Annotated in this window: 14 protein-coding genes; 10 read left to right on the top strand and 4 right to left on the bottom strand. The window is 44.3% G+C overall.

Translation table 11 applies throughout. From position 1 onward, the window contains the following. Positions 1-3: 3 nt before the first annotated feature. The 3 genes from lspA to dut are packed head-to-tail and all read left to right on the top strand — an operon-like array spanning position 4 to position 2,164. Positions 4-498 (top strand): signal peptidase II, encoded by a 495-nt coding sequence (gene lspA, locus ADH67_RS01050; protein WP_066590841.1) that lies wholly within the window; start codon positions 4-6, stop codon positions 496-498. Positions 499-516: 18 nt separating this feature from the next. Next, complete coding sequence (gene coaBC / locus ADH67_RS01045; protein WP_066590840.1) at positions 517-1,734, top strand: bifunctional phosphopantothenoylcysteine decarboxylase/phosphopantothenate--cysteine ligase CoaBC; 1,218 nt, start codon at positions 517-519, stop codon at positions 1,732-1,734. Further along, positions 1,718-2,164 (top strand): dUTP diphosphatase, encoded by a 447-nt coding sequence (gene dut / locus ADH67_RS01040; protein WP_066590839.1) that lies wholly within the window; start codon positions 1,718-1,720, stop codon positions 2,162-2,164. The genes coaBC and dut overlap by 17 nt, the downstream gene beginning before the upstream one ends. A gap of 46 nt (positions 2,165-2,210) precedes the next feature. Here dut and ADH67_RS01035 read toward each other — a convergent pair whose 3' ends face one another. Both ADH67_RS01035 and ADH67_RS01030 read right to left on the bottom strand, forming a co-directional pair. Next, on the bottom strand, positions 2,211-4,523 hold the full coding sequence (locus tag ADH67_RS01035; protein WP_066590837.1) for an AAA family ATPase: 2,313 nt from the start codon (positions 4,521-4,523) through the stop codon (positions 2,211-2,213). Next, on the bottom strand, positions 4,516-4,830 hold the full coding sequence (locus tag ADH67_RS01030) for an ATP-dependent Clp protease adaptor ClpS (protein WP_066590835.1): 315 nt from the start codon (positions 4,828-4,830) through the stop codon (positions 4,516-4,518). Before ADH67_RS01030 ends, ADH67_RS01035 begins: the two co-directional genes overlap by 8 nt. A gap of 394 nt (positions 4,831-5,224) precedes the next feature. Between ADH67_RS01030 and ADH67_RS01025 the strand changes: the two genes are divergently transcribed. After that, positions 5,225-5,428 carry a cold-shock protein gene (locus ADH67_RS01025; RefSeq protein ID WP_066590833.1) on the top strand — a complete coding sequence of 68 codons (204 nt, stop codon included), beginning with the start codon at positions 5,225-5,227 and terminating at the stop codon, positions 5,426-5,428. A gap of 52 nt (positions 5,429-5,480) precedes the next feature. Then, on the top strand, positions 5,481-5,894 hold the full coding sequence (locus ADH67_RS01020; protein ID WP_066590832.1) for a DUF192 domain-containing protein: 414 nt from the start codon (positions 5,481-5,483) through the stop codon (positions 5,892-5,894). Positions 5,895-5,942: 48 nt separating this feature from the next. On the opposite strand, the gene ADH67_RS01015 is transcribed toward ADH67_RS01020, so the two are convergent. Then, the gene (locus ADH67_RS01015; protein WP_066590831.1) at positions 5,943-6,527 is read right to left on the bottom strand and encodes a superoxide dismutase; all 585 of its coding nucleotides are present in this window, start codon (positions 6,525-6,527) and stop codon (positions 5,943-5,945) included. Between the two features lie 47 nt (positions 6,528-6,574). Then, on the bottom strand, positions 6,575-8,407 hold the full coding sequence (gene xseA / locus ADH67_RS01010) for an exodeoxyribonuclease VII large subunit (RefSeq protein ID WP_066590830.1): 1,833 nt from the start codon (positions 8,405-8,407) through the stop codon (positions 6,575-6,577). Between the two features lie 436 nt (positions 8,408-8,843). On the opposite strand from xseA, the gene lpxK reads away from it, so the two are divergent. From lpxK to galE, 5 genes are all read left to right on the top strand, one after another. Further along, the gene (gene lpxK, locus ADH67_RS01005; RefSeq protein WP_236578436.1) at positions 8,844-9,884 is read left to right on the top strand and encodes a tetraacyldisaccharide 4'-kinase; all 1,041 of its coding nucleotides are present in this window, start codon (positions 8,844-8,846) and stop codon (positions 9,882-9,884) included. Continuing rightward, positions 9,884-10,075: a Trm112 family protein gene (locus ADH67_RS01000; protein ID WP_066590826.1), complete on the top strand. Its 192-nt coding sequence runs from the start codon at positions 9,884-9,886 to the stop codon at positions 10,073-10,075. The genes lpxK and ADH67_RS01000 overlap by 1 nt, the downstream gene beginning before the upstream one ends. Further along, the gene (kdsB, locus tag ADH67_RS00995) at positions 10,072-10,830 is read left to right on the top strand and encodes a 3-deoxy-manno-octulosonate cytidylyltransferase (protein ID WP_066590825.1); all 759 of its coding nucleotides are present in this window, start codon (positions 10,072-10,074) and stop codon (positions 10,828-10,830) included. The genes ADH67_RS01000 and kdsB overlap by 4 nt, the downstream gene beginning before the upstream one ends. A gap of 80 nt (positions 10,831-10,910) precedes the next feature. Beyond that, positions 10,911-11,564 (top strand): adenylate kinase, encoded by a 654-nt coding sequence (gene adk / locus ADH67_RS00990; protein WP_066590823.1) that lies wholly within the window; start codon positions 10,911-10,913, stop codon positions 11,562-11,564. A gap of 54 nt (positions 11,565-11,618) precedes the next feature. Further along, a complete protein-coding gene (gene galE, locus ADH67_RS00985; RefSeq protein WP_066590821.1) occupies positions 11,619-12,638 on the top strand; it encodes a UDP-glucose 4-epimerase GalE in 1,020 nt (339 codons plus the stop codon). The last annotated feature ends 125 nt before the right edge of the window (positions 12,639-12,763 follow it).

Below are 12,763 nucleotides of genomic sequence, written 5' to 3'. Positions count from 1 at the left end.
TTGATGGCTTCAAAAAAAACTAATAATTGGAACTGGACCGCAGTATTCCTGTGGTCCCTCTTTGCTGCGCTGCTTATCGGACTTGATCAATGGACCAAGTACTGGATTCAGCATCGAATGATTGTCAGTGATTCCGAAAGAGTCACTGACTTCTTCAATCTCGTCGTTGCTTACAACACCGGCGCAGCGTTCTCCTTTCTTGCAGATGCCGGCGGATGGCAGCAGCCGATTTTCTTGGTTCTTGCTCTCGTTATTTCCGTCGTCATTCTGTGTCTTATCGCTAAGAACAGCTCAAAGCCCTTTTTGTGCTTCGGACTGTCTCTCGTTTTAGCCGGTGCCATCGGAAATGCCTACGACCGCATGAATTTAGGTTATGTCGTCGATTTTCTGGACTTCCATGCAGTTAACTATCATTGGCCCGCATTTAACGTTGCTGACATTTGTATTTGCGTCGGCGCTTTCATTGTCATTATTTGGGAATTTTTCCGTTCCAAATAATCTTTCCAAGGATGTCGTATGCACATTCTAAAAGGCAAAAAAATACTGCTTGGGATTACCGGAAGCATTGCTGCTTATAAAGCTTGTGAGCTCATCCGTCTGCTTGTCAAAAATCAGGCGGAAGTTCAGGTTGTGCTTACGGAGGCCGCCTCCCATTTCGTCGGCGAAGCCACCTTCGAGGCTCTTACCCGAAGAAAAGTTGCCAAAAATATGTGGGACTCTTCCAACAGCACAATAGCTCATATCGATCTTGTTGATTGGGCTGATCTCATTGTGGTAGCCCCCGCAACCGCCAACTTCATTGCAAAACTTCGGAACGGCATTTGCGATGATCTCCTCAGTTCTTTATGTGCCGCCCGCAAGACACCGATCATCGTTGCTCCTGCAATGAATTGCTTTATGTGGGACAACCCTGCAAATCTGGAGAACGTTGAAAAACTTCAAAGCTGGCCCGGCGTTTCATTCTCGGGTCCGGAAGCCGGCATCCAAGCTTGCGGAGATAACGGCAAAGGAAGACTCAAAGAGCCGGCAGGCATCGCTGAGGACATTATCCGGTCTTTTTATCCGAAACTTCTTTCGGGTAAAAAAGTATTGATTACGGCAGGACCGACTTTTGAAGCGCTAGATCCGGTCCGAGGAATTACCAATTCCTCCAGCGGAAAACAAGGTTACAGCATTGCATCTGCATGCAGCCGTTACGGCGCTGAAGTTCTATTGGTATCGGGGCCCGTGCATCAGCAGACGCCTGCAGGAGCTGTACGATTTAACGTCACGAGTGCCGAAGAGATGAAGAATTGCGTTATTCAGCTCTTAGAAGAGGAAAAACCGGACGTTTTCATTTCTGTTGCAGCTGTGGCCGACTATCGTCCCGCTCACTTTTCTGATAAGAAAATCAAAAAAGAAAACTCTTCGGATTCTTACTCCCTGGAGCTGACAAAGAATCCGGATATCCTTTCCTTAGTCGGCCATTTAGAAAGCAAGCCTCTTTGCATCGGCTTTGCGGCCGAAACCAATGATGTCATCGACAACGGCAGACTGAAGCTTCAGAGAAAAGGTGCAGACTTAATAGTCGCCAATCCTGCCAATGCGATTAATTCTGACTCCAATGACGCCGTGTTCATCACAAAGGACAGTCTAAAAACAGTCGGACCCGGAAGCAAAGAAGCATTAGCCGACACACTTGTATTAGAAATCAACAGACTCTTGAAGGATAGAAACTGTGAACGTTCAAATTAAATACTTAGATCCGCGGGCAAAAGAATTCAAACCCTCCTACGGGACTCCCGGATCTGCCGGAGTTGACTTAAGAGCCATGATTGATAAACCGATTGTGGTCGAGCCTGGAGAAACTTATCTCATCGGCACAGGAATCAGCATCTATCTGCGGGATCCAAACTATGCGGCTCTTGTTCTTCCGCGCTCAGGCCTCGGTCATAAGCACGGAATCGTTCTCGGAAACTTAGTCGGCTTAATTGACTCAGATTACCAGGGGGAACTGAAAGTATCCTGCTGGAATCGTTCGAGTGAAACTTTTACCGTTCAGCCTCTGGACAGGATTGCACAAATGATTATTGTGCCGGTTGTCCACGCTCAATTCGAAGAGGTTGAAGACTTCCAACAAACGGAACGAGGAACCGGAGGATTTGGTTCCTCGGGAATTGGTTAATTTCTTATCAAGAAAGCCGCATTCTGTGACTTCCTGCTTATTCATGCTACTTATTTTGCGGAACTTCTGCCGGAACCTCTTGGGCAGAATCGGCCGTTTCAGCTTTTGGAATAATCGGAGCCTGCTCGATATCTAAAGTCACTTTTTCCTGCGCATCCAATCCAATTTTGACCTTTCCGCCGCGACTTAGCTGACCGAAAAGCAGTTCATCGGCCAATGCTTTTCTCACCGTATTCTGAATCAAGCGGGACATCGGACGAGCTCCCATCTTCGGATCGAACCCTTTCTTAGCCAAGAATTCTTTAAGCTCTTCCGTAAATGTCGCCTCCACCTTCTTCATGTGAAGCTGAGTTTCAATTTCCAGAAGGAATTTATCAACCACTTTTCTTATTTCGTTTGTCCCCAGTGCTTTAAAGGAAACAATCGCATCTAAGCGGTTGCGAAATTCAGGCGTAAAAGTCTTATTAATCTCGATCTGCTCATCGCCGTAATGCGTTGAGTTAAGAAAGCCGATGGAAGATTTGCTCAAATCTCTGGCCCCGGCATTGGTCGTCAAGATCAAAATAACATTTCTAAAGTCTGCTGTTTTACCGTTGTTGTCCGTCAATGCGCCATGATCCATTACCTGAAGAAGGATGTTGTAAATATCCGGATGAGCTTTTTCAATCTCATCAAGAAGCAGAACGGAATGCGGATGCTTGCCGATTTCTTCAGTCAATAATCCGCCTTGATCAAAGCCCACGTACCCCGGAGGCGCACCAATCAAGCGCGACACGGAGAATTTCTCCATGTATTCACTCATATCAAAGCGAATCAGCTTGACCCCCATGGCTGAAGCCAGCTGTTTTGCTAATTCCGTTTTACCGACGCCTGTAGGCCCGGCAAACAAGAAAGCTCCGATTGGCCTATCCGTCTTGCCAAGACCGCTCCTAGAGAGTTTTATCGCGTCTGAAATAGCTTCAATAGCCGGATCCTGGCCGTAAATTACATTCTTCAATGTCTGAGCCAAAGTCTTCAATCGATTCTTGTCGTCTGAAGAAACGGTCTGGGGAGGTACCCTCGCCATCTTTGTAATGACTTCCTCAATATCCGCCTTGGTAACAATGTTGCTTTTGCCGTCCGAATGCAATCTCTTTCTTGCGCCGGCTTCATCGATTACATCGATGGCCTTATCCGGAAGTTTCTTGTCGGAGATAAAGCGATCGGAGAGTTCAACTGCAGCGACAATGGCCGAGTCTTTGTAAACCACATTGTGATGTTCCTCAAACTTGCCGCTCAAACCCTTAAGAATTTCAATTGTTTCCTTGACTGTCGGTTCAGTCACATCAATCTTCTGGAAACGTCTCATCAGAGCCGAGTCTTTGCTGAAGATTTTTCTGAGTTCGTCGTAAGTCGTGGCCCCAACAACACGAAGAGTTCCTTTTGCGAGATGAGGTTTCATCATGGTCGCGGCGTCCGATGCACTGCCCTCGGTAGTACCTGCACCTAAAATCTGATGGATTTCATCAATGAAAAGAATGGTTTTCGGCTTGGATTCAACTTCCTTGATGAGGTTTTTCATTCTTTCTTCGAAATCGCCGCGGTAATGAGCGCCGGCAAGCATGGAGCCGACATCCACGGAATAAACTTCGAAGTCGGATAAGAATTTAGGAACCTCGCCTTTTACGATCTTGTAGGCAAGTCCTTCTCCAATTGCAGTCTTACCGACACCGGCCTCACCGACAAGAATAGGATTATTCTTCCTTCTTCTTGCCAGAACCTGGATAACTCTTTCAATTTCTTCGCTTCTGCCAATCAACGGATCGATGCGCCCTTCTTTAACCTCATTGTTTAGATTCAAAGCATAGGTGTCTAAAGCGGATTTTCGTCTTTTACTTTCTCCCGCATCTTCCTCGGCCTCTTGTGCTCCGAGTTCTTCGCTCTCGGCCAAGATAGTTTCGATGTATTCGGAGAGAACGTTTCTATCGATACCGTGCTGATTAAGAAGATAGACCGCTTCGCTGTCCTTTTCCGCCAGCAAAGCATCGAGCAGATCTAAGCTGTCGACTTCTTCTCGGTTTTCCGACTGTGCTTGAATAATGGCACGCTGCAGAACTCGTGAGTACCCGACGGTCACGTCCGGGTTCTTATCCTTAGCAAGTTTATTTTGCTCAGCTATCTCTTTTGAAATAACTAGGTTAATTTCGTTTTCGAGTTCATGAGTATCAACTTCTTGTTCTTCCAAGAACTCCTCGACCTCTCCTCCCTGCAGAAGCCCCCATAGCAAATACTCAAGAGTTAGATACTCAACTCCGTCGCTTCTTCCTCGAAGGAAGACAATCATCATTAATTTTTGAACTTCTTTACTTAAACTACTCATTTTCTTCTATGGTTATCTTAAGCGGATAGCCTTCAGCTCTTGCCATTTCACGGGATTTCATCATTTTTGTTTCAGCTAAATCCTTGCTGTAAATCCCTGCAACACCGCGCCCTTCTTCATGCACTTTCAGCATGATCGTCATCGCGTCTTCCGTCGATTTTCCGAATACCTCTTTCAGGAGCATTACAACAAACTCCATTGTCGTTACATCGTCGTTATGGAGAATGACACTCCATCTATTCGGTCTCTTATAAGGCTTAACCTTCGGTTTTACCCTTGTTGACGATCCAGTTTGCGAGCAAGACATATCACTAATTTTTGTGGTTAGATAACAACAATTAAATGCGGACAAACCGCCAAAATACTTTTTCCTTGTCCGAACCCAACTATCAGACAATTTTGACTAAATAACCTCAGAGTAAGGGTTACAAAGCATTTTTTTCTGTAATAAAGATATGCACTTGTCCCAACTCATCTTGTCAATGATACTTTGTCCTCGTTGACAATTCTCCCGTATACATTAAAAATCTAGTTACTGTCAGTCTTTTCTCACAGACAGTAAGGCAGTACCGCAGTAGTAGTCAGGTTTCAACAAAGGGTCGTACCGGTTGTGAAAATCCAGCTTAACGAACTGTCAAAAACACATTCAGTGGCGGGTGAGCACCAGAGACAACGCCGTTAAATTTTTGGAGATATAAAAAATGGCAACAGGAACCGTAAAATGGTTTAACGACGTAAAAGGCTACGGATTCATCACTCCCGATGACGGCGGTGAAGATCTCTTCGCTCATTTCTCTGCAATCAAGATGGACGGCTTCAAGACCCTCAAAGAAGGTCAGAAAGTTACCTATGATTTGAAAGTCGGTGAAAAAGGCAAACAGGCTGACAACATCAAACCGGCTTAATTCAGAATATTAGCTATACAAACTCGGCTCAGACCGAGTTTTTCTTTTTTCTATGAAATACTGCTACCGCATTCTCTTAGCTCTGCTCCTGCCTCTGGCCGTAAATGCCGCGGAAATAAAAGAGATTCAAATCAACCAAAAAAACATTCAAGTGGAAATTGCCGACACGGACCAAGAAAGAGAACTTGGCCTGATGTACCGCAAGGCACTACCTGCTGAGGCCGGAATGCTCTTTAAATTCGACAATGCGATGCCGGTGTGCATGTGGATGAAAAACACCTACATTCCGCTCTCGGTCGCTTTTATTGACAGCAACGGGACAATAATCAATATCGAAAAAATGCACCCCCTGACAGAAAATATTCACTGCAGCAAAAGAGCAGCGAAATACGCTCTTGAAATGAATCAGGGCTGGTTCGAAAAAAACAAAATAAAGGAAGGCGACAAAGTCGCCAAACTTAATTAAAAAACGCAGGCTATAGACCTGCGGCATTCCTTCATCAAATCAGTTCAATTATTGAAGATTCTTTTCTACGAATTCCCAGTTAACGAGATGTTCAAGGAAGGTAGTAACAAACTGGGCTCTGACATTGTAGTAGTCCAGATAGTAAGCATGTTCCCAAACGTCGCAAACCATCAAAGGCTTAGATGGAGAGGAAATTGGGGAGCCTGCATTGCTGGTGTTAAGAATGTCTAAAGTACCGTTTTCTGTTTGAATCAGCCATGTCCAGCCGGAGCCGAAATTGCCGGCAGCACTCTTAATGAACTGTTCTTTGAATGCATCATAGTTTTCCCACTTGGCTTCGATAGCAGCCAAAACACGGCCGCTGGGAGCCCCGCCACCGTTAGGAGTTAAGCTGTTCCAGAAAAAAGTGTGGTTCCAATTTTGAGATGCGTTATTGAAAATTGGACCCTGTTGAGTAGTACGGATAATTTCCTCTAAAGGCATTGATTCGTAGTCTGTACCGGCAATCAATGTGTTGAGCGTGTCAACATAGCCTCTATGATGTTTCCCATAGTGGTAGCTCAAAGTCTTTTCGCTCATGTAAGGCTCAAGAGCATTCATCGCAAAAGGAAGAGGAGGAAGTGTAAATGCCATTTGGGGTCTCCTAGTGTTTATTATTTCTTGCGGTATTATGCATAGTTTTAAGTGTTTTTGCTAGTAATCCTCTCAACTCGAGCATTAATGGTTCGATCATAGAAGATCACTTGAATCTCTTGGCCTTCCTGCAGTTCTTCACCCCGTTTCACAACCTCATTTTTACGCTTAACAATAGCATATCCGAGTTGTAGCATTTTGTTAGGATCCAGTCCTGAAAGTTTCGTCTCCAGATTCATTAAACAATTCCGCCTTACCGTCAGTTTCATTTGGCCGTAAGCACGCATCGACTCGGCGGCGATTTTTATCGAATCATTCTTCAAAACCGGCCTTTGTTTGCGCAGACTCTGCAAACTGCAGAAAAGCCTTTGTCTCTGGAAAACAGCCTCTCTGTAAAACCCCTTAAACAGGACAAAAACATATTGTCTGGTTTCTTTTTTATCTTCGGCAATCTTTGCTTCAGGACTTTTTAATTGATAGAGTGCCGGAGTTTTTAGTTGAACAAAGAATCCTTCTTTCTGGACTTTAATCTTTTCTAATAAATGCTGGAGCTCTTTGGATCTGTCCTGAAACTGCACCTTATTCTTAAAACCGCAAATCTCGTAAAACAGTTCTTGACTTTGACGCTCCCTATGGTCTTGGAAATTCTTCGCGAGTCCTTGTGCTAAAAAAGCCAGTTTGTCTTTGTATCCCGCCAAAAGAATATCCAAAGGCGGAAGTTCAATTTTCAGCTGACGCTCCCTCGAAGCCAAACTTTGATTGACTAAATTAGAGATGCGAACCAACCAGAAAGAATATTGAGAGGCTTGCGGCAAAAAAGAAATTCTGCCTAGATTGTGAAGTTTTTGCTGCAAATTTGCCTGCGAAGCGAATAAAAAATTGCTTGCACTTCCTTTAAAGCCCAGAAGATCTTTTTTAAAACGATCCGAGTAATAGTTCAGAAAAACGTCGGGAGACTCAAAAAGTCTGGAGGCATAAGCCGTCTGGTTTTCAGAACGACTCAAAAAGTTCTCGATGTCTTTGTAGAGAGTCCGGCACAGTTTCTCCACACGCAGAAGAAGCTCTTCTTTGGGAGCAGCCGCAGCTACAGCGGCTGCCGTAGGATTCGGAGCCCAGATATCGGCTGCAAAGTCTGCAATGGTCTGGTCACTGTCGTGACCGATACCGGTGATCACCGGAATACTGCACTGACGAATGGCTCTGGCGACCTTCTCTTCGTTAAAGCACCATAAGTCTTCTATCGAACCTCCGCCGCGAACAAGAAGCAGAACATCAACTTCTTTTCTTTCTGACGCGATTCGAAGAGAACGAACTATACCCTCGGCAGCAGCCGCGCCTTGTACAAAGGTCGGATAAACAATGATGTCAACATATGGAGAATATCTCTTGAGTCGAGTAAGGACATCTTTTAAAGCAGCTGTTTGGAGTCCAGTGACGACTCCGACTGTTCTAGGTGCTAGGGAAACGGGCCGTTTCAACTCACGCTGAAAAAGTCCCTCATCAGCGAGCTTCTTCTTTAATGCAAGAAATTTTTCAAAGAGTTCTCCTTGCCCGCTTCTGACCATTCGGCGCACTTCCAGAGAGAGTTTTCCGGTTTTACCATAGAGGCTCAGATTACCTCCGACTTTAACCTTGTCGCCGATAGCCGGAGTGAAAGTTACCGTAAAATTTTTAGAGGCGAACATCATGCAGTTTAAAACTGCCTCTTCATCCTTGATAGCAAAATACCAATGCCCGCTGGCACGATTATTGTTAAAAGAGGAGATTTCTCCTTCGACAAGAAGAGTTCTCATCGACTTAACAGTCCAATCTATTTTCTGAACCGCTTCCGAGACGGTCATAATTCTCGGATCTTTTACTGTATTTACTATCTCACTCAATCTTCACTCCTTGATCTATGAATATTAAGCCAATTATTTTTTGTTCGTGAACAAAGAACATATTGAGCCGTTATTTTTTAACCTTATTCACATAATCCACAAAGTTATCCACAATTTTATTCACCACCGTTGAGAATGCCGATGAGTTTTCGTAACTTATTGAATTTAAACATAATTTTTGAATTAACAAAAATGGAAAAGCTAAAAAATCCTTTTAAATTCAAAATAGTTATGCACACTTTCCAGAAGTTATCCACAAAGTTATTAACAATGAAAATTTTGGAAGTAGGAGGTTATTTTTTCCTTACTCATTGATTTCACATCTCTTCGTTTTTTTGACACATCTCACACATTTTTTGTTCACAAAATTCGGAAATTAAGTTGAACGAAAAAAATAAACGGTTTTCTCTTTTACAATTAATTTTTTTGACTCTTAATGACTTCGATGAAAGTTCAACTTGAATCTTTCCTACATAAGCAATGGGATCGCCGAGGCTTAATTTCCTGGCTCCTTTTACCGTTTTCCGCCGTTTTTATGGGTGCGGCGAAATACAGAAAAAGCAAGACCGTTCCTGTGAAAATCAGAGTTCCGGTTGTTGTGGTAGGAAATATTTATGTCGGAGGTACAGGAAAAACACCGGTCACGATTGCATTAGTCAAAGAACTTCAGGAGAGAGGATGGAACCCCGGCGTAATCTCCCGCGGCTACAAAGGCAAAACCGATTCCCCCAAAGAAGTTTTAACAATCAGTGATCCGGATATTGTCGGAGACGAACCTCTTCTTATAAAAAAATCCACGAACGTTCCGACTTTTGTTTCTAAAAAGAGAGTTGCCGCTGCCGAGGCTCTTCTGAAGGCCTATCCTGAGGTCGATATTCTTATTAGTGACGATGGGCTGCAGCATTATGAACTTCAGCGTGACTTTGAAATTGCAGTTATCGGAGCCCGCGGCTTAGGCAACGGATGGGTCCTCCCGTCAGGTCCTCTAAGAGAGCCGCCCTCCCGGCTAAATGATGTTGATGCTCTGGTTCTTAACGCAACGGAGGATGTGATTTCTTCCACAACTCCGAGATATGTGGCAACCAGCGGATTTACCAACGCCATTCAATACGCAACCGGTGAAGTCATTTCTTTGGATACATTAAGCAAGATCCAAAGAAAGAAGCAATACTCAGCGGCAGCAGTAGCCGGCATCGCCGTACCGAAAAGATTCTTCTCCATGCTCAGAGCTCACGGTTTGGAAGTGGTAGGCATTCCTCTTCCGGATCATTACGATTACGACAAAAATCCCTTTAAGGACATCAACGCTGATCTCATCTTCATTACAGAAAAAGATGCGGTTAAGTGTAGGAAGCACGAAGACATTAAAAGAGACACTAGAATCTACGTCGTGCCTTTAGAAATAGTTTTAGATAAGTTCTTAATAGATTTCATTGAAGAAAAACTTTCTTCTTTGAAACCAGAGAAAAAAGCATAATGGATCCGAAATTAACACAAATACTTGTTTGTCCTTTCTGTAAGGGCCCTCTTTTATACGATAAAGAAAAGAAAGAACTATTTTGCAAACGCGATAAAAAAGCGTTCTCAGTTATCGATGAAATTCCCGACTTAGTGCCGGATGAAGCAAGAGACCTTTCCGATGAAGAGCTGGAGCAAAAACTGAAATGAGTTTTACCGTTATTATCCCGGCGCGACTGGCCAGCACAAGGCTTCCAAACAAGCCTCTGGCCTTAATCGACGGTATTCCAATGATTGTTAGAGTAGCTCAGCAGGCTGCGAAGTCTGCCGCCTCGCGCGTCATTGTCGCCTGTGATGACCCGACGGTTCAAAAGGCGTGCGAAGAACACGGCATCGAGGCACAATTGACCTCAAAAGACTGTGCCTGCGGTACCGATAGATTAAGCGAAGTCGTCAATAAACTTAATCTCGATGAAAACGAAATCATCGTCAATGTCCAAGGAGATGAGCCTCTTATTCCGGTTGACATCATAAATTTGGTTGCAGAAATTCTTAAAAAAGATTCAGGCTTAGCAATGGGAACGGCCGCCATTCGAATCCGCGATGCCGAAGAGTTTTTCAATCCGAATGTTGTCAAGGTTGAGCTCAACAAGAGAAATGAAGCTCTGATTTTCAGCCGGGCTCCAATCCCATGGAATCGAGATTTGTTTGCAAAATCCAAAGAATCGATTCCCGAAGACCTAGGACTGCGTCATGTCGGAATTTACAGCTATAGAGCTTCTTTCTTGAAGCAGTATCCGCACCTTTCGAAATCTCCCTTAGAGACTTTTGAAAGCTTGGAACAGTTGCGTGCTCTTTGGCACGGCTACAAGATCGGAGTTGAAATCTTTAACCGTGAAATTCCCCCGGGAGTAGATACTTTTGAAGATTTGGAAAGAGTCCGACTCTATTTCGGCAAGAAATAATGTCTGACACTAAATTATTTCTTCTATTCCCAAATTCTTTTAGAATTTAGCTTTTATATTTCAATAAGTGGAGTTGTCAAATGCGTTTGATTCTTCTCGGAGCTCCAGGTGCAGGCAAAGGCACTCAAGCAGCTCTCATCACTGCCCACTATAACATTCCTCAAATTTCTACCGGTGATATGCTGCGTGCCGCTGTCAAGGCAGGTACTCCTTTGGGTTTAGCCGCTAAGAAAATTATGGATGCCGGCGAACTCGTAAGCGATGACATTATCATCGGCCTGGTTAAGGAGCGTCTCCAGCAGCCTGACTGCAAGAACGGTTTCCTCTTCGATGGTTTCCCACGCACAATTCCTCAGGCAGAAGCTTTAAAAGAAGCCGGCATTCCAATTGACTACGTTTTGGAAATCGCCGTCCCTGATGAAGCAATTTTAGAAAGAATGAATGGCAGACGCGTTCATCTACCTTCCGGCAGAAGCTACCACATCAAGTTCAATCCTCCTAAAGTTGAAGGGAAGGACGATGTGACAGGCGAAGATTTGATCCAGAGAGACGACGATAAAGAAGAAACCGTTAAAAAACGTCTTCAGGTTTATCACAACCAGACGGAAGCTTTGGTTGATTTCTATCAGAAGCTCGCTGCTGAAGGTCAATCTAACACTAAATACGTTAAAGTTGACGGTATCGGCGATGTAAAAGAAGTTAACCGCCGCATCATTGACGCGTTGAGTAAGTAATTCAAATCAGTTTCGGCCTTGCTCTTTGCAAGGCCTTATTTTTTGGATTTTGGAATGACTAAAAATATCCTTGTAACCGGAGGAGCCGGATATATCGGATCCCACATGGTTGTCAGCCTGGTTGAAGCCGGCTACAACCCGATTATTTTTGATAACTTCAGTAACAGCAAACCGACGGTTCTGAACCGCATCGAAAAAATTACCGGTAAAAGACCTCTTCTTATTGAAGGCGATATCCGCTCTGAGAGCGACTTAGACAAAGTTTTTACGGAATACAAAATCGACTCCGTCATCAACTTCGCCGGTAAAAAGGCCGTAGGAGAATCCGAATCCGACCCTCTCCTGTATTTCTCCTACAACGTTGAAGGAACTATCGTGCTCCTTCGTGTTATGAAAAAACACGGAGTCAAGGAATTCATCTTCTCCTCCTCGGCCACTGTCTACGGCGATCCCGGCTACGATGAGTTCGACGAAACAACTCCTCTTGCCCCAATCAATAATTACGGTCTAAGCAAGTGGATGATTGAGGAAGTTCTTAGAAAAATATTCAGAGCGGAACCTAATTGGTCAATTGCCATCCTGAGATACTTCAATCCAGTCGGTGCTCATGAAAGTGGCCTAATCGGCGAAGATCCTAATGGCATTCCAAACAATCTCATGCCGTTTATTTCTCAAGTTGCCGTCGGCAAACGCAATCACTTAAATGTATTCGGCAACGACTATCCGACTGCAGACGGCACCGGATGCAGAGACTACATCCATGTAATGGACCTTGTAGACGGCCACTTACAAGCCTTGAAGGCACTTAAGCATCAACCACAGCTGCTTACCGTCAATCTCGGAACCGGAAGCTCTACAAGTGTTTTAGAGCTTGTACACGCTTTCGAAAAAGCAAGCGGCAAGAAAGTTCCCTACCAGATTTGTCCTCGCCGTGCAGGAGATAAAGCCGCCTACTGGACTAACCCCGCAAAAGCAAAGACAGTCCTAAACTGGGAAGCCAAACGAGGTATTGAAGAGATGTGTGCCGACACTTGGCGTTGGCAGAGCATGAATCCTAACGGATACGAAGATTAATCCGACACTTCGGACCAGCAAAAAGGGGCTGTTGCAAAATTCCCTCTTCCTAAGAGGGATTTTCACAGCCCTTCTTCTATTGACAAAAAGTATTCTATATAAGAATTATCCCGTTGATTTAAAAG

The organism is Turicimonas muris, assembly GCF_002221595.1.
Lineage (GTDB): Bacteria > Pseudomonadota > Gammaproteobacteria > Burkholderiales > Burkholderiaceae_F > Turicimonas > Turicimonas muris.
The sequence above is the reverse complement of the archived record's forward strand: the minus strand, read 5'-3'. Positions and strand labels throughout refer to the sequence as shown.